Source organism: Streptomyces sp. PL-29 (assembly GCF_058344425.1).
In genome coordinates this window covers 145,644-167,754 of the sequence record NZ_CP136996.1, presented here as the reverse complement: position 1 = coordinate 167,754, position 22,111 = coordinate 145,644, and the positions used below count along the sequence as shown (strand labels likewise).

Annotated in this window: 18 protein-coding genes and 2 pseudogenes; 9 read left to right on the top strand and 11 right to left on the bottom strand. The window is 71.7% G+C overall.

Annotation, left to right across the window (positions count from 1 at the left end; all coding sequences use genetic code 11):
• Positions 1 to 346: 346 nt before the first annotated feature.
• Entirely contained in the window at positions 347 to 1,138 is a 792-nt protein-coding gene (ppk2, locus tag R4Z63_RS00820) for a polyphosphate kinase 2 (RefSeq protein WP_037922467.1), read from the top strand.
• Positions 1,139 to 1,407: 269 nt separating this feature from the next.
• Here the strand turns inward: ppk2 and R4Z63_RS00815 are convergent, their stop codons facing one another.
• Positions 1,408 to 2,457 carry a M4 family metallopeptidase gene (locus R4Z63_RS00815; protein WP_384453335.1) on the bottom strand — a complete coding sequence of 350 codons (1,050 nt, stop codon included), beginning with the start codon at positions 2,455 to 2,457 and terminating at the stop codon, positions 1,408 to 1,410.
• Positions 2,458 to 2,775: 318 nt separating this feature from the next.
• On the opposite strand from R4Z63_RS00815, the gene R4Z63_RS00810 reads away from it, so the two are divergent.
• The 5 genes and pseudogenes from R4Z63_RS00810 (at position 2,776) to R4Z63_RS00790 (ending at position 7,816) form a co-directional block, all read left to right on the top strand.
• The gene (locus R4Z63_RS00810; protein WP_384453338.1) at positions 2,776 to 4,353 is read left to right on the top strand and encodes an APC family permease; all 1,578 of its coding nucleotides are present in this window, start codon (positions 2,776 to 2,778) and stop codon (positions 4,351 to 4,353) included.
• A gap of 65 nt (positions 4,354 to 4,418) precedes the next feature.
• On the top strand, positions 4,419 to 6,065 hold the full coding sequence (locus R4Z63_RS00805; RefSeq protein WP_384453340.1) for an FAD-dependent oxidoreductase: 1,647 nt from the start codon (positions 4,419 to 4,421) through the stop codon (positions 6,063 to 6,065).
• 49 nt (positions 6,066 to 6,114) lie between these two features.
• Entirely contained in the window at positions 6,115 to 6,315 is a 201-nt protein-coding gene (locus tag R4Z63_RS00800) for a hypothetical protein (RefSeq protein ID WP_384453343.1), read from the top strand.
• 65 nt (positions 6,316 to 6,380) lie between these two features.
• Positions 6,381 to 6,773 (top strand): amidase family protein, encoded by a 393-nt coding sequence (locus tag R4Z63_RS00795; protein ID WP_491522506.1) that lies wholly within the window; start codon positions 6,381 to 6,383, stop codon positions 6,771 to 6,773.
• Positions 6,721 to 7,816: pseudogene (locus R4Z63_RS00790) on the top strand (amidase family protein). The gene R4Z63_RS00795 and the pseudogene R4Z63_RS00790 overlap by 53 nt, the downstream one beginning before the upstream one ends.
• Before the next feature lie 73 nt (positions 7,817 to 7,889).
• Here R4Z63_RS00790 and R4Z63_RS00785 read toward each other — a convergent pair.
• The 5 genes from R4Z63_RS00785 to R4Z63_RS00765 form a co-directional block, all read right to left on the bottom strand.
• On the bottom strand, positions 7,890 to 8,837 hold the full coding sequence (locus tag R4Z63_RS00785; RefSeq protein WP_384453407.1) for a carbohydrate ABC transporter permease: 948 nt from the start codon (positions 8,835 to 8,837) through the stop codon (positions 7,890 to 7,892).
• 50 nt (positions 8,838 to 8,887) lie between these two features.
• Positions 8,888 to 10,255 (bottom strand): ABC transporter permease, encoded by a 1,368-nt coding sequence (locus R4Z63_RS00780; protein WP_037922481.1) that lies wholly within the window; start codon positions 10,253 to 10,255, stop codon positions 8,888 to 8,890.
• A gap of 9 nt (positions 10,256 to 10,264) precedes the next feature.
• Positions 10,265 to 11,596: an ABC transporter substrate-binding protein gene (locus R4Z63_RS00775; protein ID WP_052030710.1), complete on the bottom strand. Its 1,332-nt coding sequence runs from the start codon at positions 11,594 to 11,596 to the stop codon at positions 10,265 to 10,267.
• 124 nt (positions 11,597 to 11,720) lie between these two features.
• Positions 11,721 to 13,439: a glycoside hydrolase family 13 protein gene (locus tag R4Z63_RS00770; RefSeq protein WP_384453350.1), complete on the bottom strand. Its 1,719-nt coding sequence runs from the start codon at positions 13,437 to 13,439 to the stop codon at positions 11,721 to 11,723.
• A 210-nt stretch (positions 13,440 to 13,649) separates the two neighbouring features.
• A complete protein-coding gene (locus R4Z63_RS00765; RefSeq protein ID WP_384453353.1) occupies positions 13,650 to 14,927 on the bottom strand; it encodes an ABC transporter substrate-binding protein in 1,278 nt (425 codons plus the stop codon).
• 165 nt (positions 14,928 to 15,092) lie between these two features.
• Between R4Z63_RS00765 and R4Z63_RS00760 the strand changes: the two genes are divergently transcribed.
• Genes R4Z63_RS00760 through R4Z63_RS00750 form a run of 3 tightly spaced genes read left to right on the top strand, consistent with a single transcriptional unit; the run spans position 15,093 to position 18,720 of the window.
• Positions 15,093 to 15,599, top strand: a complete 507-nt coding sequence (locus R4Z63_RS00760) for a PadR family transcriptional regulator (RefSeq protein ID WP_037922486.1) — start codon at positions 15,093 to 15,095, stop codon at positions 15,597 to 15,599.
• Positions 15,596 to 16,387, top strand: a complete 792-nt coding sequence (locus R4Z63_RS00755) for an ABC transporter ATP-binding protein (RefSeq protein ID WP_052030712.1) — start codon at positions 15,596 to 15,598, stop codon at positions 16,385 to 16,387. The genes R4Z63_RS00760 and R4Z63_RS00755 overlap by 4 nt, the downstream gene beginning before the upstream one ends.
• 2 nt (positions 16,388 to 16,389) lie before the next feature.
• Entirely contained in the window at positions 16,390 to 18,720 is a 2,331-nt protein-coding gene (locus R4Z63_RS00750; RefSeq protein WP_384453358.1) for an ABC transporter permease, read from the top strand.
• 46 nt (positions 18,721 to 18,766) lie between these two features.
• On the opposite strand, the gene R4Z63_RS00745 is transcribed toward R4Z63_RS00750, so the two are convergent.
• The 5 genes and pseudogenes from R4Z63_RS00745 to R4Z63_RS00725 form a co-directional block, all read right to left on the bottom strand.
• Entirely contained in the window at positions 18,767 to 19,330 is a 564-nt protein-coding gene (locus R4Z63_RS00745; RefSeq protein WP_384453361.1) for a ribosome-inactivating family protein, read from the bottom strand.
• Between the two features lie 269 nt (positions 19,331 to 19,599).
• A pseudogene (locus R4Z63_RS00740) lies at positions 19,600 to 19,959 on the bottom strand (nuclear transport factor 2 family protein); the annotation flags it as partial.
• Positions 19,960 to 20,230: 271 nt separating this feature from the next.
• Positions 20,231 to 20,938 (bottom strand): scabin-related ADP-ribosyltransferase, encoded by a 708-nt coding sequence (locus R4Z63_RS00735; RefSeq protein WP_384453364.1) that lies wholly within the window; start codon positions 20,936 to 20,938, stop codon positions 20,231 to 20,233.
• A gap of 245 nt (positions 20,939 to 21,183) precedes the next feature.
• Positions 21,184 to 21,408: a helix-turn-helix domain-containing protein gene (locus tag R4Z63_RS00730; protein ID WP_037922498.1), complete on the bottom strand. Its 225-nt coding sequence runs from the start codon at positions 21,406 to 21,408 to the stop codon at positions 21,184 to 21,186.
• Complete coding sequence (locus R4Z63_RS00725) at positions 21,408 to 22,028, bottom strand: DUF2975 domain-containing protein (protein ID WP_384453367.1); 621 nt, start codon at positions 22,026 to 22,028, stop codon at positions 21,408 to 21,410. The genes R4Z63_RS00730 and R4Z63_RS00725 overlap by 1 nt, the downstream gene beginning before the upstream one ends.
• Positions 22,029 to 22,111: the final 83 nt, after the last annotated feature.

Sequence of the window (22,111 nt, the reverse complement as noted above, 5' to 3'; positions counted from 1 at the left end):
AGCGCCACCGCCGATTCCCCCATCCGGGGGAGACGGTCCCCCCGGCAGCGGGAGGCCCGGACCGGGACGAGCCGGAACCATGGAAAGCGTCGGACCAGCACCCGACACCCCACTCCCGCAGGAGGTCTGACCGTGCGCACGCTCGTCCCCGCCGGTGCGCCGCGTGCGGTGGTCCGCGGACCTCCCCGACAGCAGCCCGCGTCCCGCCGGCGTGGCCTCGGGCAACCCGTCGTCCGGCGTTACCCCGGAGGCCGCACGGCACTTGTTCCGGGTCACCGGCCGCCGTGGCTGACATGATCGGCGTACGACACAGGACACACCCGATCACGACGGGGAGGCGAGCGCCATGGGTCTCAAGAAGGCGGTCTACGAGCAGGAGCTGTTGCGGCTGCAGACGGAGCTGGCCAAGCTCCAGGAATGGGTGCGTACGGAGGGCGCCCGACTCGTCGTGATCTTCGAGGGGCGCGACGCCGCGGGCAAGGGAGGAACGATCAAGCGGGTCTCCGAGCACCTCAACCCGCGCGTGGCCCGCATCGCGGCCCTGCCCAAGCCCACGGAACGCGAGCGCGGCCAGTGGTACTTCCAGCGCTACGTGGAACACCTGCCGGCCGCCGGCGAGATCGTGCTCTTCGACCGCAGCTGGTACAACCGTGCCGGCGTGGAACACGTGATGGGCTTCTGTACCCCCGCGGAGCACCAGCGCTTCCTGCGCCAGTGCCCCGTCTTCGAACGCATGCTGGTGGAGGACGGGGTCCTGCTCCGCAAGTACTGGTTCTCCGTCAGCGACGCCGTCCAGGAGGAGCGCTTCCGCCGCCGCACGGAGGATCCGCTGCGCCGCTGGAAGCTCTCCCCGATGGACCTGGAGTCCCTCACCCGCTGGGAGGCGTACTCGCGGGCCAAGGACGAGATGCTCGTCCACACGGACACCGAGGACTGTCCCTGGTACGTGGTCGAAAGCGACGACAAGCGCAGCGCGAGACTCAACATGATCGCCCACCTGCTCTCCTCGGTCCCGTACGAGGACGTGGCCCTGCCGTCGCTCGCCCTCCCACCGCGGCCCCCGTCGACGGGGTACGTACGTCCGCCCAAGGATCTCCAGCGCCCCGTCCCCGACCACGCGGCCACCCTCACCCGCTAGCGAGCCCGTTCGGTTGCGATGAAAAGGCGGCCTGCACAGGGGCCTTGCGTCAGGTCGTCGAGGCGTGAAGGTGGAGGCTGCCGCCGAGGTGGCTCGCGGGCGCCTTGGACATCCTGTTCCGGTGAACGATCAGGCGGCGCGGCGCGGCGCGTCGCTCGTCAGGCCCGGGGATGTCGTAAGGGTCGGTCGGGCGCCGCGTGGCCCCCTCCCGCCGGACGTCGCCCGCGGGCCCGGCGCCGTCGAGCGGACGACGCCGGACCGGCCCCCCCTCAGACGCCGGGGATCTCTCGGGCCGCGAAGGCCGCGCGGACCTGCTGCGCGGCCGCGGCGCCGTACATCCGCTCAGCGGTCGCCACCGTCGTCCGCGCCGCGTCCGCGAAGCTGGTGTCGGGGGCGAACCCGAACTGGGCGTTCACGATGATCCGGTCGGCCGTCCGGGCCCCGAGCGCACCACGGATGTCGAACAGGGCCCGGGACCAGATCTCGCCGTCCGCGTGGACCTCGCCGACGCGGTCCGCGTAGACCTTCGAACCGTCGATCCTCCGCAGGCAGTGCGGGGCGGCGCTGTAGCTGGTCGCGTCCCAGTCGGCGACGCAGCCCACCTCGGTCCGGCGGGTCCATCCGTACCGCGCGACGGCGTGCTCCCCGACCGTGACGGCCAGGTAGTCGCCGAAGGCCTCGCCGATCGCGCCGGCCTCGGGCGAGGTGCCGAAGCCGGGCACCTGGGCCTCGTGCACCGCGTGTCCGTACTCGTGGACGATCACCTCGGCGTCCTCGGCGTCGTCGACCCCGCCCTTGCCGAAGCGGATCTCGTCCTTCTTGTCGGTGAAGAAGGAGTTGTCGGCGCCCCACTGGTTGATGCGAACGTGCTGCACCCGGTCGTTGGCGCCCCGCAGCTCGGTGCCGAAGCCCAGGGACTGGAGGTACTCCTGCGCCTCGTTGACCCAGAAGTAGGCCATGACCTGCTCGAAACGGTCGTCGTGGCGGCTGTACCCGGCGGCCTCGCCGGTTTTGGCCGAGGGACCGGTGTCCGAGCGCACGGAGGCCCAGCGGCCGTGCAGCCCGCCGTCGCCGTCCAGGTTGCGCAGCGCTGCCAGGGCGTACGCGGCGGCGGGGACGGCGGAATCGGCGTCCTTGCCGTCGGTGAGCGTCTGGTCGCCCGTGGACTGGACGGGGTTGACCATGAAGATCCGGCCCTGCGGCGCGGTGGAGCCGGCCGGCGGGGTCGAGGGCTGCGCGGCGGCTGGGCCGGCGAGCGAGAAGAGCGCCACGGTGGCGGTGGCCGCGGCGAGCATGCCGCGGGGTGTGCGGCGGGTCATGGACATCCTCCGGGGGTGGGAAGGCGTGGTGGGGAAGGTAACGGGTGGGGCGGCCGTGATCCTCGCCCATCACCACCCGGCTTGAACAGACCCTGACAAGATCCGATCGGTCCCCGCCTGCCCGGCCGCCCCCGGGCCGGCCGCCGCGAACGCCGCCGAAACGCCGCCCGAAGGCGCACCAGTCATATCTGACGCCCCAACAACTTGTCGTCCGTGCACGGCGATTACCGGACCGCATGTCGATTGTGGGCCGCGTCACGTACCGCCAGAGTGGCCCGCCTCACGTCGGGACACCCAGCACGAGCGGAAGAGGACGACATGTCCAACGGTTCCACCGGCACCCCCCGATCCACCCGGGCGGCCCGCCCCGCGGGCGAGGTCCAGCGCCTCAAGGCCAACTCCGTCGGCCTGGTCGGCGTCGTCTTCATGGCCGTCGCCACCGCCGCCCCCATCACCGCCATGACCGGCAACCTCCCCATCGCGGTCGGCTTCGGCAACGGAACCGGCGCCCCCGCGGGGTACCTCTTCGCCACCGCCGTCCTCACCGTGTTCGCGGTCGGCTACGTGGCCATGGCCAAGCGCATCACCGCCGCGGGCGCCTTCTACGGGTACATCTCCCACGGACTCGGCCGCATCGCCGGCATGGCGTCCGGCATGCTCGCCGTCCTCGCGTACGTCGTCTTCGAGGCCTCGATCGTCGGCGTCTTCTCCTACTTCGCCCGCACCACGGTCCACGACCAGCTCGGGATCGACCTCCCCTGGGTGCTGTACGCGGCCGGGATGCTCGCGGTCACCGCCGGTCTCGCCCACTTCGACATCACCCTGACCGCCAAGGCACTCGGCGTGATGCTGGTCGCCGAGATCGCGGTCCTGTTCGCCGTCGCCACCGCCGTACTGGTCGCCGGCGGCGGCCCCGACGGGATCCCCCTAGAGCCGGTCGACCCCCGGAACGCCTTCACCGGCACCTCCGCCGGCCTGGGCCTCTTCTTCGCCTTCTGGTCCTGGGTGGGCTTCGAGTCCACCGCCATGTACGGCGAGGAGTCCCGCAACCCCAAGCGGGTCATTCCCAAGGCGACGCTCATCTCCGTCGTCGGAGTCGGCCTCTTCTACATCTACGTCTCCTGGATGACCGTCGCAGGCAACGGCCTGACCGGATCCGTGGAACTGTCCACCTCCGCCAACCCCCTCGACCTCTTCCTCGCCCCCACCCGGCACTTCATCGGCGCATGGGCCGTGGACGCCTTCCAGTGGCTGCTGCTCACCGGCTCGTTCGCCTGCGGAATGGCCTTCCACCAGTGCGCCGCCCGCTACCTGTACGCCATCGGCCGCGAGCGCTTCCTGCACCCGGCGCTCGGCCGGACCCACGCGCGCCACGGCTCCCCGCACGTCGCCTCCCTCGTCCAGACCGTCATCGCCGTGACCCTGGTGGCAGGTTTCTGGCTCACCGGCCAGGACCCGTACCTGCACCTGTACACGCTGCTGGCGATCCTGGGCACCATGGCGATCCTAATCGTCCAGACCCTGTGTTCCTTCGCCGTCATCGGCTACTTCCGCCGCAACCACCCCGAGGACCGGCACTGGTTCAGGACCTTCACCGCGCCCCTGCTCGGCGGGATCGCGATGACCGTCGTCGTGGCCCTGCTCGTCGTCAACATGGAGACCGCGGCCGGAACCGCCGCCGATTCCGTCTTCTTCAAGCTGATCCCCTGGATCGTCGGCGCCGTCTTCTTCGGCGGACTGGGTCTCGGCCTGTGGCTCAAGGCCAAGGCGCCCGAGCGCTACGAGGTCATCGGCCGCATCGTTCTGGAGGACGCCGCGGAGCGTACCGACGACGACACCGCCCCCGGTACCGGCGGAACGGCCTCCGGCCCGTCCCCGCACCACGCGAACACCTGATCCGCCCAGGCGTGATCCACGCGCGCCCGGCCCGCAGTCGCCCACCTCGCGAAGGAGTCCCCGTCATGGCCCGTACGCCCCTCATGCACGCACTTCGACGGCTCACCGCCGAACACGCCGCCGCCCACCGGCTGCGCCTGCCCGTCGCTGACGTACGCGGCCTCGGCCGCCGGGACCTGATGCGGCGGGCGGCCGCCCTCGGCCTCGGCACCGCCGTGGCGTGCGCTGCCACCCCAGCCTGGGCTACCACCCCGGCTCGCGCCGCCACCCCCGCCCCCGACGGCAGAAGGCCCCGACCGGCACGCGTCGCAGTGGTCGGTGCGGGCATCGCCGGCCTGACCGCCGCCCTCACCCTCCAGGACGCGGGTATCCCGTGCACCGTCTACGAAGCCAACCCCGACCGCGTCGGCGGCCGGATGTGGACGCAGCGCGACCACTGGGCGTACGGGCAGACCTCCGAGGTGGGCGGCGAACTGATAGACACCAGCCACAAGAAGATGCTGGAGCTCTGCCGCCGCTTCGACCTCCCGACCGAGGACTTCCTCGGCGGCGGCCCCAACGGGGCTGAGGAGGTCCTGTGGTTCAACGGCTCCTACTACTCCCGCACCCAGGCCGACAAGGACTTCAAGGCCGTGTACCAGCAGCTGCGTCGCGACCTCCAGGACTCCGGCGAGGTGTCCTGGAACTCCACCACCCCCGTCGGCACGGCCCTGGACAACATGACCCTCTACGCGTGGATCGAGAGCCGGGTCCCCGGCGGGCACGACTCCCCGCTCGGCCGCTTCATCGACGTGGCCTACAACGTCGAGTACGGGGCCGACACCACCGAGCAGTCCGCCCTCGCCCTGGTCCTGCTGATGGGCTACCAGCCCAACCCCGGGAACTTCAACGTCTGGGGCCTGTCCAACGAGCGCTACCACATCGTCGGCGGCAACGACCAGCTGCCGAACGCCATCGCCGCGGCCCTGCCCGTCGGTTCGATCGTCATGGGCCGCCGGCTGGTCGCGGTGCGCGCCGGTGCCGACGGCACCCAGACCCTCACCTTCGACGACTCCGGCGCCACCCGTACGGTCGTGGCCGATCACACCGTCCTGTGCCTGCCGCTGCCGGTACTCCAGGGCGTCGACACCTCGGCGGCCGGTTTCGACCCCCTCATGAGAAACCTGCTGCGCGACGCCCGGATGGGTGTCTGCACCAAGCTCAACATGCAGTTCACCGCCCGCCCGTGGAGAGGCACCGGCCCCTGGCCCGGGGTGTCGGCGGGCGACTGCTTCACCGACTCGGAGGTCCAGCAGACCTGGGACACCACCAAGCTCCAGCCCGGCACCGGCGGCATCCTGCTCCAGTACGGCGGCGGGACCCTGGCGCGCGCCCTGACACCCGCCACACCCTTCGCCACCGAGTCCGACCCGTACGTGCGACGGCTCGCCGACCGCATGCTCACCGGGATCGACGCGTTCTTCCCGCAGACCAAGGCCGTGTGGACGGGGCGAGCGCAGCTCTCCGCCTGGCACCGCAACCCGTACTCGCTGGGCGCGTACTCGTACTGGCCGACTGGATACCTGCACCGGTACGCGAAGTACGAGGGCACCGCGCAGGGCAACGTCCACCTCTCCGGCGAGCACTGCAGCTACGACTTCCAGGGCTTCATGGAGGGCGGTGCCACCGAGGGCGAACGCGCGGCGCGAGAGGTGATCGCCGCGCTCACCTGAATCGGCGGACCGCGGGGGACGCCACCGCCCCCGAGGGGGGCGGTGGCGTGTGGACGGAGGGGTGTCGGGCCTGCGCGAAGAGCTGCCGATGCTGTCCTTCCGCATCGTCGTCCGGCAGCACGTCACCGAGCCGACCCCGGAGGAAGTCCAGCACGCCGTCCCGCTCCACCACCCCGTCAACGCTCACGCCGATCCGGCGATGGGGCTGCGGCCCGGGACGTCCGCTTCGCCGTCCGAAACGGTGGCTTGACTCGGTGGCGGCGGGACGAAAGCCTTGCCTGGAGTTACCGGTAGGTAGGGGGCGAAGGAGTGGGCATGGACAGGGACGACGCGGAGCTGATGTTCCAGGGAATCGAGCGACAGGCCGAGCTGGTGCGCCACGGCAAGGTCACCTCCCGGGCCCTCGTCGAGGCCGCCCTGCGCCGCATCGACCGGTTCGACCCCTCCCTCGGGGCCTTCCGCGTCGTACTCGCCGAGGAAGCCCTGGCCGAGGCCGACGCTCGGGACGCGCACACGCACACCGAAACGCAGGCCGCACCGGATCCGGCACGGGGTCCGCTGCACGGCGTGCCCGTCGCCATCAAGGACGAGTTCGACGTCGCCGGGCAGGTCACCACCTTCGGCGGTGCGGCCAACCACACCCCCGCCACCGCCGATGCGGAGGCCGTGCGCCGCCTGCGCGCCCGCCGGGGCCGTCGTCATCGGTAAGACGACCATGCCCGAATTCGGCCAGTGGCCCTTCACCGAGTCCGACACCCACGGAACCGCCCACAATCCCTGGGACACCACCCGCACGCCCGGCGGCTCCAGCGGCGGCCGCGGCCGTGGCGGCCGGAATGGTCGGCGCTGCGCTCGGCGGGGACGGCGGCGGGTCCCTCCGTATCCCGGCCGCCTGCTGTGGCCTGTTCGGCCTCAAGCCACAGCGTGGCCGCGTCTCCACCGCCCCGAACGCCCACCTCTGGTACGCCCTCGGCACGGTGGGACCGCTGACCCGTACCGTCCGCGACGCCGCCCTGCTCTACGACGTCCTCGCCGGCACCACCCCCGCCGACCGCTGGAGCGCCCGCCCCGTCACCACCGGCTGGCGGCGGGCCCTGGAGACCCCGCCCGGCCGACTGCGCATCGGCTACTGCGCAAGGCCCGCGGTACCGGGGGTGCGCCCGCACCCCGAGCACGTCGGAGCGCTGCTGGAGACCGTACGCGCACTGCGTGAAATCGGCCATGACGTACGGGAGGTGAACCCCCGCTATCCGGACGCGACGGTCCCGTTCGCGGCGCAGTTCTGCGGCGGGGTGCGTGCGGAGGCCGCCGCCGTCGAACGCCCCGAACTGCTTGAGCCGCGTACCCGGAGCACCCTCGCGCTCGCCCGGCTCGTCCCCGAATCCGCGGTGGAACGCGGGATACGGGCGGGAGAGCGGCTGGCGGCGCGTGCCGACCGGATGTTCATCTCCATGGACCTGCTCCTGACCCCGGTCGTCGCCGCCCGCCCTCGCCCGGTGGGCGCGCTGGAGGGTGCCGGGCTGCTGACGACGCTGGCACGCTCGCGCCCGATGGTCGCCTACACCGCGCTGTGGAACGTCACCGGACACCCGGCGGCCTCTGTGCCCGCGGGCCACGGCGCGGACGGCCTGCCGCTCGCCGTGCAGTTGGTGGGCCGCCGCGATGACGAGGTGTCCGTCCTGCGGGTGGCGGCGCAGTTGGAGGAGGCCCGGCCGTGGGCCGCCCGCCGTCCGCCGCTGATCGCATCCTGAGGGGCGCGCGGACGCCTCCGCATGGGTACGGGTACCCATGCGGAGGCGGTGTACGGGCCTGGTCCGGCCGGTGCTACTTCACCGAGCCCGCCATGACACCCTGGACGAAGTGCCGTTGGAAGGCGAAGAAGACGACCAGCGGGACCACCAGCGACAGGAACGCCCCCGGTGCGAGCACGCCGATGTTGCTGCCGAACTGCCGCATCTGGGACTGCAGCGCGACTGTGAGCGGCTGTGAGCCGGTGTCCGCGAAGAGCAGTGCCACGAGCATGTCGTTCCAGACCCAAAGGAACTGGAAGATGGCCAGGCTCGCGATGGCCGGACGCCCGAGCGGCAGCACCAGCCGGGAGAAGATCCGCCACTCGCTGCCGCCGTCCATCCGGGCGGCCTCCAGCATTTCGCGCGGGATCTCGGCGAAGTAGTTGCGCAGGAGGAAGATGGCGAACGGCAGTCCGTAGGCGACGTGGAAGAGGACGACACCCGAGACGGTCCCGAACAGGCCCACCGCACCGAAGAGTTTCGCCACGGGCAGCAGCCCGATCTGCACGGGTACCACCAGAAGCCCGACGACCACAAGGAAGATGCCGTCCCGGCCGGGGAACTCCAGCCAGGCGAAGGCGTATCCGGCGAGTGCCGCGATGACCACCACCAGGGCCGTGGTCGGCACGGAGATCAGCACGGTGTTCCAGAAGGCAGCCCCGATTCCGGAGTCCTTCAGCAGGGCACTGTAGTTGTCCAGGGACAGCTGGGAGGGATCGGCGAGTGCGGTCCACCAGCCGTCCGTGGCGTTGTCCTGCTCCGAGCGCAGCGACGACAGGAGCAGGCCCGCCAGCGGTGTGATCCATACGAGGGCGACCAGGACCAGGAGGCCCTGGACGGCGGAGCTGCCCAGGAGGCGCGAGACCCGGCCCCCGCGACGCCGTCCGGGCGTGGACGACGGGGACGCGGAGGACGCGCGGGGCGCGGGTGTGAGGGTGGACGGGGACGGGGACGGGGAAGCGGACGCGGCGGCGGTAGGCATCGCCGTCGTCCGCCGGGACGGGCCGTTCCGCTCGGCGGTGCTGTGGCCGCTCATGCTCCACTCCTTCGGAATCGCCGGACGTTGAAGACCATCGCCGGGACGACGAGCAGCAGGAGCACCATGCTGAGCGCGCTGCCGAGCCCCTGGTCGTTGCCGCCGCCGAAGGAGACCATCCACATGCGCGTGGCCAGCACGTTCGCCTCCTCCTGGACCGGTCCCGGCGCGATGATCCACACGAGGTCGAAGACCTTCATCACGTTGATCACGAGGGTCACGAACACCACGGTGAGCACCGGCGCGAGAAGCGGCACGGTGATCTTGCGGAAGATCTGGCCCTCGGTGGCGCCGTCCATGCGTGCCGCCTCCAGCGCGTCGCGCGGGATGGCGGCCAGGCCGGCGCCGATCAGGACCATCGAGAAGCCGGTCCAGACCCACAGGTAGGCGCCGATGATGGCGGGCGTGACCAGCGCCGGACCGAGCCAGCTCACACCCTGGTACGGGGCTTCGAAGTTGGCCGCGGGCAGCCGGACGGTGTAGGCGCCGTCGGCCAGCCCGGCGAACCGGAAGGAGCCGTCATCGGCCGTGGTGGCGGTCGCGGCCACCCGGCCGTCCCGTACGGCCTCGACGGTCATGCCGGGCAGACCCTTCTCACCCGGGTCGACCCTGCCCGGCGTCCCCGCACCACCGGGTGCGAAGTCGAGGTGGACGACGCCTGAGATCGTGTCGGGGCCGGGTGCGGCACCCGCCGGGGCGGCCGGATCGGACGCGGCCCCGGCACCGGCCGGTATCGCGTCGGGAGCGATCCCGATGAACCCGAGGCCGATCGAGTCCCCGGGCCGCAGGGTCGCCTCCGTGGTGTACGGGCCGCCCGCCGGGCCCGTCAGGCCGTAGCCCTCCCGGACCCGGGCGGTCGGATACGCGGCGGCGTCGTCGAAACCGTCGTGGACGGCCACGGCGGCGGCGTTGAGGACGCCCCGGTCCGGGTCCTGGTCGTAGGCCAGCCGGAAGATGATGCCCGCGGCGAGGAACGACACGGCCATCGGGAGGAAGAGCACCAGCTTGAAGGCCGTCGCCCAGCGCACCTTCTCGGTGAGCACGGCGAGCATCAGGCCGAGTCCGGTGAGCAGGGTGGGCGCGACGACGACCCAGACGGCGCTGTTGCGGATGGCCTTGAGGGTCGCCGGGTCCTGAACGATCGCCGCGTAGTTGGCGGCGCCGACGAACCGGTTGCCGTCGGCGTCGAAGAGGCTGCGGCCGAAGGAGAACAGGACGGGGTAGACGACCAGCGCGCCGAGCAGCAGCAGGGCCGGCAGGACGAAGACCACCGCGAGGCGGCGTCTCCTGCGCTGGGCCCGACGCCGCCCGTCGGCCGCGGGGCGGCGCCCGGTCGCCGGACGGGCGGTCACGGTGTCAGCCATGGCGTCGCCTCAGTTCCCGTAGGCCTTGGCGGCTTCGGCCTCGAGCTTCGTGGCGGTGCCCTGCGGGTCCGAGGGGTCGCGCAGGAAGTCCTGGAGGAGCTTCCACTCGCCCGCGCCCTTGGTACCGCCGAACGCGGCCGGGGCCTGGTCCGACATGTCGAAGCGGATCGAGTTGCCGGCCGCGATCAGGGAGTTGGCGGTGCTGCGCGTGGTGTCGTCGCCGTACGAGGCGAAGTCGACCTCGTTGTTCGGGGACAGGAATCCGCCCGCGCCCGCCCAGACCTCGGCGGCCTCGGAGCTCGCGAGGAACTCGACCAGCTTCATGCCCGCCTCGCCGTTCTTGCCGTCCTTCAGGACGACCGCCGCGTCACCGCCGCTGACCACCGGCGCCCGGCCGCCGTCGACCGAGGGGAAGGGGAAGAACTTGGCGTCCTGTCCGAGCTTCTTGCCGAACTGCCCCTTGGCCACGCCGCCCACGAAGTCGCCTTCGTAGACCATGCCGGCCTTGGGCTCCGGGCCGAAGACCTGCGCCACCGACGAGGGGAAGTCGGTGCCGAGCGCGGCCTGCGCGCCGCCGGCCACGAGCTGCTTGTCCTTGAACAGTTCCCCGAGCGTCGTCAGGGCCCGCACGACGCTCTCGTCGGTCCACTTCAGCTTGTGCTGGGCGAGCTGGTCGTACTTCTCCGGTCCGGCCTGGGAGAGGTAGATGTTCTCGAACCAGTCGGTGAGGGTCCAGCCGTCCTCGCCGGCTATGGCGAAGGCCGGGCGGCCCGAGTCCGCGAGGGTGCGGCCGACCTTGAGCATGTCGCTGTAGCTCTTGGGCTCGCCGACGCCGGCCTGGGCGAACGCCTCGGGGGAGTACCAGACGGTCGACTTGTGGGCGGCCTTGAAGTAGAGGCCGTAGTAGGTGCCGTCGACGGTGCCGTAGTTCTTCCACACCGGAGCGAGGGTGGACCCGGCGGTCTTGGCGGTCTGGTCGGACAGCGGCTGCAGCCAGCCCTCCTTCGCGAACTGCTGGAGCACCCCCACCTGGGGAACCATGACCACGTCGGGCGCGTTGCCGCCTTCGATCTTGCTTCCGACGAAGGTGGAGACGTTGTCCCCGGAGGGCACGAAGACCGTCTTGGCGCCGGTCTTCTGGGCGAAGGCGTCGAGCACCTTCTTGAAGCTGTCCTGCTCGGCGCCGGTCCAGACGCCGGCCACGGTCACGGTCTGGCCGCTGAGCTCGCCGCTGCCCGCGGGCCCGGCGGCGCCGCCGCAGGCGGTGGTTCCGAGGGCGAGGGCCAGGGCCGCGGTGGCGGTGGCGGCACTGCGGCGGGTCGTCTTGCCGGTTCGTCGCATGAGGGGTCCTTTCGGGGAGATCCGGGGTTGGGGAGCGGCTGCTCGGGAATTGCGGGGTGACAGGGGCTGCGGGGTGCGGGGCTGTGCGCCGAGGGGTACGGGCCGAGGCCTGGGAAGCGAGGGCCTACGGGCCGAGGGGGTGGGGCCGCGGGGCGGCCGGGCCGGGGACCGGGTACTCGCCCGCCCACCAGGCCGCGGTCGCCGCGGGGAGCACCCCGTCGGGGCAGGGGCCGCTGGCGAGCAGCGGAGTGCCGGGAACCGGCGCGGGCACCGGCTCCGTGCCGAAGTTGACCGCGCAGACCAGGCCGTCGCCGCGGGCGATGGCCAGTACCTGCGCGGGTGCGTCCAGCCACCGCAGGGTGCCCTCGCCGAGCTGCGGCAGGGTGCGTCGCAGCTGGAGTCCTTCGCGGTAGAGGTGCCAGAAGGAACGGGTGTCGGCGAGCGCGCGGTCGGTGGCGTGCTCGGCGAACCAGTCGGGCTGCGGCAGCCACGGCTTGACGCCGGCCGTCTCCTGGCTGAAGCCGAAGGGCGAGGCGTGCCCGGACCAGGGCAGGGGGACGCGGCAGCCGTCCCGTACGTGCTTGCGGCTGCCCGTGCGGCGGAAGATCGGATCGGTGAGGACCTCGTCGGGCAGGTCGAGGACTTCGGGGAGGCCGAGCTCCTCGCCCTGGTAGACGTACGCGGCGCCGGGCAGGGCGAGCATCAGGAGGGCCGCTGCGCGGGCGCGGGCCGCGCCCAGCCCGCTGCCCTCCACCCCGGGCTCGCCCGCGTAGCGGGTGACCGTGCGGACCTGGTCATGGTTGTTGAGGACCCAGGTGACGGTGGAGCCGGTGCCGGCGATGTCGCGCATCGCGTCGGTGATCGTCGTGCGGAAGGCCTCGGCGTCCCAGGGCGCGCTGAGCAGGTCGAAGAAGAAGGCCTGGTGCAGCTCGTCGGGGCGGACGTACTCGGCGTGCTCGCGTGCGGTGGGCACGGACACCTCGCCGACCAGCAGCCGCTCGTGGCCGTCCCGAGCGGTGTACTCCTCGCAGATCGCGCGCCACCGGCGCCACACGCCGTGCACCTCGGGCTGGTTCCAGGCCAGCTGGTTGACGGCGTCGCGGGCCCGCTCGTCCGCTCCGGGGTCGTCCGAGTCGGGCAGCTCGGGGTGCTTGAACAGCCCGGCGGCGACGTCGATGCGGAACCCGTCGACGCCTCGGTCCAGCCAGAAGCGCAGCACGCGCTCGAAGTCGTCGCCCACGACGGGGTCGCGCCAGTTCAGGTCGGGCTGCTCAGGCGTGAAGAGGTGCAGGTACCACTCGCCGGGAGTGCCGTCGGCCCCGGTGGTCCGGCTCCACGCCGGGCCGCCGAACATGGCGCGCCAGTTGTTGGGCGGCTCCTCGCCCTGCGGACCGCGGCCGGCGGCGAAGTGGAAGCGGGATCGTGCCTCGCTGCCGGGGGCCGCGGCGAGCGCTTCGCGGAACCACGGGTGCGCGCTGGAGCAGTGGTTGGGGACGATGTCGAGCAGCAGTCGGAGTCCGAGCCGGTGGGCGTCGGCGACCAGCCGGTCGAACTCGGCGAGATCGCCGTAGACCGGGTCGACGCCGCAGTAGTCGGCGACGTCGTAGCCGTGGTCGTGCTGCGGCGAAGGGTAGAAGGGGCTGAGCCAGATGCCGTCGACGCCGAGCTTCCTGAGGTAGGGAAGTCCGGCGCGGACGCCGGCGAGGTCGCCGACGCCGTCCCCGGTGCTGTCGAGGAAGCTGCGGACGTAGACCTGGTAGATCACCGCGTCGCGCCACCACGGGGCGGAAGGGGCGGCGCTGCGGGAGGGGTGACCGGTACCGGCCGGAAGGGTGCTGAGCATCTCGCGTCGACCTGTCTTTGAATGCGAGAGCGCCCTGGATCAGGTGCGCTGTTATGCATGCATGTTAAGTAGCGGCGACTGGAAGATGTCAACGATGTGTCCAGAAACGGGTCAAAGCTGGGGTGGTTTGTCCGTGAGTCGCCGCGTATGCGAAAGAGGGCTTCTACTTAACATGTAAGTAGAAGCCCTCAGAGAGATGCGGAAATGTGATCAGCCCGTGCGGGCAATGGCCGCGAGCTCGCGCGCCAGCCGCTCCACCGCCTCGTCAGGCGTCTGACGCAAGGCCAGGACGTCCTGCCCCACGGCCTGCACGGCGAGGCTCACCTGGTCATAGCGCGGGCTTTTGGGGCGCGGTGCCGCAGACAGCACGCTCTGCCGCAACGTCGGCAGATAGGGATACGCGCGCACCAGCGCGGGATCCTCGTACAGCGCGGCGCGCACCGGTGGCAGCGCCCCCTCGGTGAGGACCCGGCGCTGCACCCGTTCACTGGTGAGGTACGAGATCAGGTCGGCCGCCGACGCCGGATGGCGGGCGTGGGTGCTGACAGCCAGGTTGGAGCCGCCGAGCACGCTGGTGCCGGGCCCGTCCGCTCCCGGCAGCGGTACGGCACCGAACCTGCCCGCGACCTCCGACCCGGCCGCGCTCGCGTCCGCGTACACGTAGGGCCAGTTCCGCAGGAACAGCAGCCGTCCGTCCTGGAACGCCTTCCGGGACTCCTCCTCCTTGTAGCCGAGCGCCTCGCGGGAGATCCATCCCTCCCGCACCCCGTCCGCGAGGAACCGCAGTCCGGCGCGCGCCCCGTCCGAGTCCACGGCGACCCGGGCGCCTTCGTCGCGCAGGATCGCGCCGCCCGCCGAGTGCACGGCCTCGGTGACGTTGACGGTGAGTCCCTCGTACGGGAGGAACTGGCCCGCGTAGCCGTCCAGCCCGTGGAGCGGGGCGAGCGTGCGCGCCTGGCGGGCCAGTTCGGACCAGGTCCGCGGGGGCTTCTCGCCCGCCAGGTCCAGGATGTCCTTGCGGTAGTAGAGCAGGCCCGCGTTCGTGACGTACGGGACCGCGTACAGTCGTCCGTCGAAGGTCGCGGTGTCCACGACCGGCCGCAGGAAGGCATCCAGCGGGAACCGGTCCCGATCGAGCGGTGAGATCCATCCGGCGGCCGCGAACTCGGAGGTCCAGGCGACGTCGATGTTCAGCACGTCGAACCGGTCGCGGCCGGACCGCAGCTCGCTGATCATCTGGGCCCGGGTCTCGTCGGCCGAGTCGGGCAGCTCGACGAGCGTGACGCGTTCGCCGGGACGGCTCGCGTTCCAGTCGTCGAGGACGGGGCCGAGGTAGTCGGTCAGGTCGCCCGCCGTCACGAGCGTCAGGGGGCCTCGGGCATCGGAGGCGGCAGTACCCGCGCCGGGGCGTACGCCGAGACCGGCGTACCCGGCCAGCAGGACCGCTGCGACCAGGAGAGCTCTACCCGCGGCACGCATCCACCGCATAGATTCCTCCCAGAACACGATCCGGCTGCACTGCCGACCATCGTGGCCTATATATACCCGTTAGGCATGGGCGATACTAGACGTCCAGGCAGACAAGACGGACTCCGGCCACATCCGGCCGAGCACAAGTGAACGGTTGACTACGGAGCGGGAAGGAGGGGCCGAGTGCGGCTGGCGCTCCTTGCGCTCCTCACCCGTAGCCCTGCGCACGGTTACGAGCTCAAGCAGGACCTTGAGAAGCTCCTGGGCGCCGCGTACCCTCAGCCCAACGTCGGCCAGATCTACGTCACCCTCGGAAGGCTGGAGAAGAGCGGCCTGATCGAGGGCGAGGACGTCGAACAGTCGGGCCGCCCCAACAAACGCACGTACAAACTGACGGACGCCGGGCGCGAAGCCGTACTGGCGTGGTTCGAGGACACCGCCGAGGAACCCCGCGTCCGGGACGAGTTCTTCATGAAGCTGGCGCTCGCACCGCGCTCGGGCCTGGCCGATCCGATCGCCCTGATCAACAAGCAGCGGCGCCAGTACCTCAACACCATGCGGGACCTGTCGAAGCTGGCCGCGGCCGAGGACCGCGACAACAAGATCTCCCAACTGCTGATCGAGGGCGCCATGCTGCACCTGCAGGCCGACCTCGACTGGCTGGAACGCTGTCAGGAGGAGCTGGAATGAGCGACGACGCCACGGCCGCTCCGGCCGTGCCGCCCGCCGTCCGCCCCGAGGTGCCCCTCGTCCGCGCCGAAGGCCTGACCAAGACGCACCACGGCGAAGGCGCGCCGGTGCCCGCGGTACGCGGTGTGGACCTGTCCGTCCAACCCGGGGAGTTCGTCGCCGTCACCGGACCGTCCGGAGCAGGCAAGTCCACACTGCTGCACCTGATCGGCGGGCTCCAGCGGCCCGACGGCGGCCGGCTGTGGCTCGACGGGGAGCGGGTCGACGCATACCGCGAGGCCCGCTGGGCCGTGCTGCGGCGCCGCAGCATCGGCGTCGTCTTCCAGTTCTTCAACCTCGTCTCCAACCTCACCGTCGCCGACAACGTCGAACTGCCCGCCCTGCTCGCCGGCGCCTCCCCGAAGGCCGCCCGCGACTCCCGCGCCGAACTACTCGCCGAGCTCGGCCTCGAAGGCCGTGAGCGGTCCATGCCCGGAGAACTGTCCGGTGGCGAACAGCAGCGGGTCGCGCTCGCCCGCGCCCTGGTCAACCACCCCCGGCTGCTCCTTGCCGACGAACCGGCCGGCAGCCTCGACAGCAAGGGCACGCGTGAGGTGCTGCGGCTGCTCACCCGGTTCCACCAGCGCGGACAGACGATCATGATGGTCACGCACGACGCCCGGATGGCCAGCGCCGCCGACCGCGTCATCAGCTTCTTCGACGGCCGCATAGCCGACGACGCACCGCTCGGCGGCGGACGCCCCGGGCCGGCCGGCGGCGTCACCGGCGTCCTCGAACTGAAGGAGTGAGCGTGCGGGCCACCCTGCGCTGGGCGCAGGCCGACTTCCGCGCACACCGCGGCGAAGCCCTCTTCGTGGTCCTGGCCAGCGCCGGGGTCATCGCCTCGCTCCTGCTGGCCGGCGCGCTCTTCGGCTACGCCGCGAACCCCTGGCAGCGGGTCTTCAACCAGTCCCACGGTGCCCACATCTGGCTGCACACCCGCGCCGGTGCGGACACGGGGGCCCTGTCGGGTGTGGAGGGGGTCCAGGCACTGGCGGGGCCCTACCGCACGGCGGCGACGACCGTCGAGTCCCGCGGGGCCCGGGCCGGGGTGACGCTCCGCGCCGCCCCGGCGGAGCCGCCGCGAACCGGACGGCCGCTCGTCGGCGCCGGCAGCTGGCTCACCGCGCCGGACGCCGGCGGGGGCCCGGACGCCGGATCCGTTGTCCTGGAGACCTCGGTCGCCCGTGCGCTCTGGGCGGAGCCGGGCGACACCGTACGCGTCACCGGGCCGGACGGCGCCGCGCACCTGCTGCGGGTGAGCGGAACCGCCGACGTGGCCGAGCCCCGCTACCAGCCCGGCGGCGTGGCGGGCATCGGCTGGGTGCTCCCCGCCACGCTCGACGGGATCGCCCGTGCGGACACCGGGCAGAGCGTGGGGCTGCGCCTGGAGGACCCGGCCGACACGGACTTCATCGTCCAGCGAGCGGTCACCGTACTCGGCGCCGACCGGGTGGCCGAGGTCACCAAGTGGCAGCAGGCTCGCGCCGACGCGGGCGGCGACGACCGGCTCCTGGGCGCGATGTTCGCCGTATTCGGCCTCGGCGCCCTGCTCGCGGCCGCCCTGGCCGCGTCCGGCGCGATCGGCGCCCGTGTCCGGGGCCAGCTGCGGGACATCGCCGTGCTCAAGGCGATCGGCTTCACCCCCGGCCAGGTCGCCCGTGGCTTCCTCGTGCAGCACCTGGCCTTCGCGCTCCTCGGCGTGGCCCTCGGCACCACGGCGATCGCCCTGCTCGGCGCCCGCATACCGGGGCGGATCGGGGAGGCCGCCGCCGTGTGGCAGGACCTGCCCGGCCATACCGCTTTGATGATCGGCATACCCGTCGGCGCGGTGCTGCTGATCGCGGCCTCCACGGGGCTCTCGGCCTGGCGGGCCGGACGGGTGCCACCGGTGCCGGTCGCCCGGGCCGCACTCCCGTCCGCCGCCCCGATGACCGCGCTCGGCAAGCGGGCGCTCGGCGTGCGTGTCCCGCCCGCCCTGGTCCTGGGGTGGCGCGCGGCCTTCCCCCGGCGCGGACGGACGCTGGTGCCGGTCGCGCGGCTCGCGCTTCCGCTGGTGCTCATCACGGTCGCCCTGGTGGCTTGGTCGACCCTGGACCAGTTCCGCAGCCGGCCCGCGCAGATGGGGCTGGCCGCGGCACTGACCGTACGCGCCGAGCAGCCCGCCGGGCCGTCGGACGCGGAGCTGGAGGGCATCCTCGCGGCGGCCGAGGACGTCGAGGCCGTCCACCCGGCCGCCGAGATGGCGGCGCTCGTCCCCGGACAGACCGGAACCATCACCCTGCGCGGCCTCGGCACGGCGCTCCGGCCCTACCCCTCCGCGGTGGTCGAAGGGCGCGCGGTCGCCGGCCCCGACGAGGCGGTGGCCGGGCAGGGGCTGCTGGACCTCCTCGGCGTACGGGTCGGCGACTGGGTACGGATGACGGTCGGCGGACGGCCGCAGATCCTGCACCTCGTCGGCCGCACCATCGAGCCCGAATCCGGCGGCCGGGTGATCACCACGACCCTCGACGCGCTGCGCGAGCGCGACCCGCAGCTGCGGCCCGCCTACCACGCCCTGGAACTGCGCGAAGGCGCCGACCCCCGATCGGTGAGCAGCGCCCTCGCCGCTGCCGCCGGAGCGGCCCTCGACATCCGCGAGACGCCCAACCCGGCGGACCGTCTGGGACCGGCGCGCGGGGTGATCGGTGCCCTGATCGCCGTACTGGCCCTCATCGGGCTGATCGAACTGCTGACCCTGATCGGCACCGGTGTGCGCGACCGGGGCCGCGACCTGCTCGCGCTGAAGGCGATCGGGCTCACGCCCCGGCAGATCGGCGCGATGATCGTGACGGCCGCCGGCCTGACCGCGCTCGCGGCCGCACTGGTGGGCACGGCCGTGGGTGTCCTGTCCGGCACCTGGCTGGTGGACACCCAGGGAGCGTCGAGCGGCATCGGCGCGGGCATCGCCCAGCTGCCTCCGCTGCCGGTGCTGCTGACGGTGATCGCCGGATCGGTGGTGGGCGCGGTGTCGGCGGCCGCCCTGCCCGCGACCCGAACGGCCCGGCGCCGCTTGGCGGACTCGCTCAGTGAGACCCTCTGAGCGGCCAGACCCTCGACCGGCTGTAGTCCGTGGTCAGGGGCACGGACTACAGCCGGCCGCCGCTCATCCAGAGCCGGGACATCGCATCGGCCAGGGCCGGGTACCGGGCGGCCTCGCAGAGCATTTCCGAGAGCACGAGCATTCCGTAGGCGGTGCTCTGTGGATCGCAGTTCTGGTGCAGCCGGATCACGGCGAGGCTCAGGGCCCGGCGTCCGATCAGGATCCCGGCGCGCCGGACGGCGGCAGCCGATTCCAGGTCGGCGCGGGCCCCGCCGAACGGCAGGGTCTCCGTCCGGTGGAGGCCCTGCGGTACCGCCGAGTCGCGCACGTGGTGCACGTACGAATCCGGTGGGGTCTGTCCGTTCTCCACGAGCTTGCGGAATCCGGCGATGCGCAGGCTCGTATTGCGGGGGCGGAGTTCGATGAAGAGCTCGACGAACAGCCCCCGCAGTCCGAGGCGGAGCGGAAGGAACGGCATTTCGCCCTCCTTGCGCCCGGCGCCGCCGAAGAATCCCTGCCCGTCTTCCGCCTTCGCCCGGATGGTCGACGTCAGGGAGCGGTACTCGTGGGCCGAGGCCTGCGCGGGAGAGAACAGGATGGGCATCAGCATGGCCGGCCTGCCGGGGAAGAGGTCCGGGAACCGGACTGGGCGACAATGGTCCCGCCGCAATCGCTCGGGCCGGACTCAGACATACGCTCACCGCCTTCGCCGTCATTCCGACCACCGACGGGTTCCGCACCCTCATCGGGGGTCGGGTTCGGTCTGATGCGATCCTTTCTAGTCGTTCGTTGACGGACCAGGAGAATTGTTGGCTTCCCCTGCTAAGAAATCAGCGCGGGGAACTCGGGCGTCGAGTGCCGGATGTTGCTGAAGGTCTCTCACTCATGCCGGTGATAGGCCTTGTTGGCGATGCGCCAGCCTTCGTCGACGCGGACCAGAAGGAAGACGTCGGTGAACGTGGCCGCACCGTGGCGAAGCGTCATGGTCGCGGTAGCGACGGTGCCGTGGACGCCGACGGTGTCGATCCGACGGGACCGGGCCGCCTCGTCGGGAGCAGGCCGGCCGGGGAAGAGGGCGCAGTAGTCGTCCAGGCGCCACGAGACGAACGCGCCGTCCCGGATCCCCTCGACGTGGGCGGTGGGCAGGAACGCCTGCCGGAAGTGGGCCGGGTCGCCGGTGGCGTGTCCGCGGACGTAGGCGTGGAGCGGTGCGAGCACGGCGCCGGGCACGGCGGGGGAGTCGGCGGTAGCTTCGCCACCCAGGTGGGCAGGGTCCGTGTCATGAGCGTGCGGTGAGGTCATGCGCGCCACACTGGTGCACCGTGACGGCTTCGACAAGCGAAGATGTCGCAGGTCAGCCCTGCGCGATGCGCATACCGGCTGGCTCGCGGTACGAGCCCGCGCCCCCTCGCCCGGTCCGACGCGGAGCCCGCAGGAGTCGGCGGGGCGCACGGGCCGGGCTGCGGGCGTTGTGGTCGGAGGCCGGCCGGAGGACGTCTCGCGGCCGGCCTCAGCGCGCGAGGGTGTAGGCGGTCGGTTCGGACTTGTAGGGCGCGAAGCCGGCGTTGTCCTTGCAGCCGAGCCGCTCCCAGGTCTTCTCGTTGGTGACCGGGTCGGATCCGGTCAGCCGGTACTTGCACGCGCCCTTGATGAAGTTACCCCCGACGCCGCCGGGGAAGTCGATCTCCTTGTTCCACAGGTACGGTGACTGGTAGTTGTTCACCCGCGCGGTCGCGTTCACGTCGATGCCGCCGGGCGCGTAGATCTCGTACACCCAGCCGGTCTGCTCCGCACCGTAGGTGGCGAACCTCTTCGCCACCGATACGTCGCAGCTGGTGCTGAGGTGGGCGCTGAGCTGGCCGCCGCCCTTGACGATGTACTCCGCCAGCGGGGTGAGCCGGTCGCCCCGGGGCGTGAACCCGGTGCGGAAGATCTCCTCGACGGTCTCCCTGGTGTCGCCGCGCCACAGCGTGTTGACGTCATTGCGCCACTGCCAGCGCTCGTTGGACGCCTGGGCCGCGACGGAGCGGGCGATCTGCGGAATGGTGGTGGTGCGCCACCAGTCGACGGCGCGGTACTCGACCACCGGTCCACAAGGGGTGGTGGTCTCGTCCTCCGCCGCGGGCGCCGCCGAGGCGGACGGAGCGAGGGCGGCGGAGAACAGGAACGAGGCGGCGAGGACCGGGAGAGCGACCTTCAGCATGACGTGACGACCCATCAGGCGAACGGTGGGGTGAGCGACATCACCTGTATATAGAGGGCCGTGCGCCACCGGACATGGGCGGGCGGACGATCCACTCGCATGGGTGGATCAGTCATATCGGGATCGCGGCCACTGCCGCGAGCAGGGCGGACATGACGTTCACAGGAAGGGGTGGCCCTCCTGCGCGGTGGTGTCGATCCGTCGCCACGCGAACGGTGCGACGGATCGACACCCCGCTGTCCGGGTCTTGCGGGACGGGGTCAGTCGTTGCGGATGCTGAGCAGGTCGCCGGGTTGGCAGTCCAGTTCGCGGCAGACGGCGGTGAGGGTGGAGAAGCGGATCGCCTTCGCCCTGTCGTTCTTGAGGATGGAGAGGTTGGCCACTGTCACCCCGACCCTGGTCGCCAGTTCGGACAGGGTCATGCCGCGCTCGGCCAGTAGTCGGTCCAGGTGGACCTGGACCCGATGTTTCTCTTCCGGGGGCATCAGACCAAACCCTCCGTGTCGGCGCGCAGCTTCGTTCCTCGTCGGAAGACTTCTCCCAGCCCCAGGACGAGGAACGCCAGCAACACGTACTCGCCGGTGAAGGTGACCGAGAACGGAACCTGCTCGGCCATGGGGGTGTCACTCACCAGCACCTCCGTGGTGAGGGTCGCCAGGACCGGGGCGAGGAGGGCGTGCACCAGCACCGCGAGTCCTATGACGCTGAGGCGGCGCGCGTTCACCAGCACGAAGACGTCGCCGCCGCGCAGGGTCCGGGCCATCGTGAAGAGGAGGGCCAGGACGAGGAACAGGAGCGCGCTGTCGACGATTTCCGGCACGGCCAGCAGCAGGCGCTGACCCAGGTCCGGGTTGGCGAAGACGAGTTCCGCCTGGTGGGTGCCGGTGAGAGTCATGCCGTGTCCCGTCACCGCATCGGTCACGATTGCCGGCACTCGGGTCGCTGTCGCGGCCTCGACCTCGCGGGTGTCCATCGGATCCATCAGCCCCGCCACTCCGAGGGCCGGAAACAGCACGCCGAAGGTGCCGACCAACAGGGCAGCCAGGCCCAGAGCTGCCTCCAGCAGCCGGCTGTCGGTCTGGCTCCACCAGGACTTGGCGTCCATGAATTCCCCTCACCCGCTCTGCGCGTATCAGCGTATCGTTTATCAATAGCATCGATAAGCGATACGCAGCCTGTCAAGGAGGG

Coding starts and splice junctions, on each gene's coding strand:
- R4Z63_RS00780 (WP_037922481.1), bottom strand. CDS start 10,255: ATGGCTGACACCGTGACCGCCCGTCCGGCGACCGGGCGCCGCCCCGCG.
- R4Z63_RS00795 (WP_491522506.1), top strand. CDS start 6,381: ATGGACAGGGACGACGCGGAGCTGATGTTCCAGGGAATCGAGCGACAG.
- R4Z63_RS00770 (WP_384453350.1), bottom strand. CDS start 13,439: ATGCTCAGCACCCTTCCGGCCGGTACCGGTCACCCCTCCCGCAGCGCC.
- R4Z63_RS00745 (WP_384453361.1), bottom strand. CDS start 19,330: ATGCTGATGCCCATCCTGTTCTCTCCCGCGCAGGCCTCGGCCCACGAG.
- R4Z63_RS00765 (WP_384453353.1), bottom strand. CDS start 14,927: ATGCGGTGGATGCGTGCCGCGGGTAGAGCTCTCCTGGTCGCAGCGGTC.
- R4Z63_RS00805 (WP_384453340.1), top strand. CDS start 4,419: ATGGCCCGTACGCCCCTCATGCACGCACTTCGACGGCTCACCGCCGAA.
- R4Z63_RS00725 (WP_384453367.1), bottom strand. CDS start 22,028: ATGGACGCCAAGTCCTGGTGGAGCCAGACCGACAGCCGGCTGCTGGAG.
- R4Z63_RS00730 (WP_037922498.1), bottom strand. CDS start 21,408: ATGCCCCCGGAAGAGAAACATCGGGTCCAGGTCCACCTGGACCGACTA.
- R4Z63_RS00735 (WP_384453364.1), bottom strand. CDS start 20,938: ATGGGTCGTCACGTCATGCTGAAGGTCGCTCTCCCGGTCCTCGCCGCC.
- ppk2 (WP_037922467.1), top strand. CDS start 347: ATGGGTCTCAAGAAGGCGGTCTACGAGCAGGAGCTGTTGCGGCTGCAG.
- R4Z63_RS00755 (WP_052030712.1), top strand. CDS start 15,596: ATGAGCGACGACGCCACGGCCGCTCCGGCCGTGCCGCCCGCCGTCCGC.
- R4Z63_RS00775 (WP_052030710.1), bottom strand. CDS start 11,596: ATGCGACGAACCGGCAAGACGACCCGCCGCAGTGCCGCCACCGCCACC.
- R4Z63_RS00785 (WP_384453407.1), bottom strand. CDS start 8,837: ATGCCTACCGCCGCCGCGTCCGCTTCCCCGTCCCCGTCCCCGTCCACC.
- R4Z63_RS00810 (WP_384453338.1), top strand. CDS start 2,776: ATGTCCAACGGTTCCACCGGCACCCCCCGATCCACCCGGGCGGCCCGC.
- R4Z63_RS00815 (WP_384453335.1), bottom strand. CDS start 2,457: ATGACCCGCCGCACACCCCGCGGCATGCTCGCCGCGGCCACCGCCACC.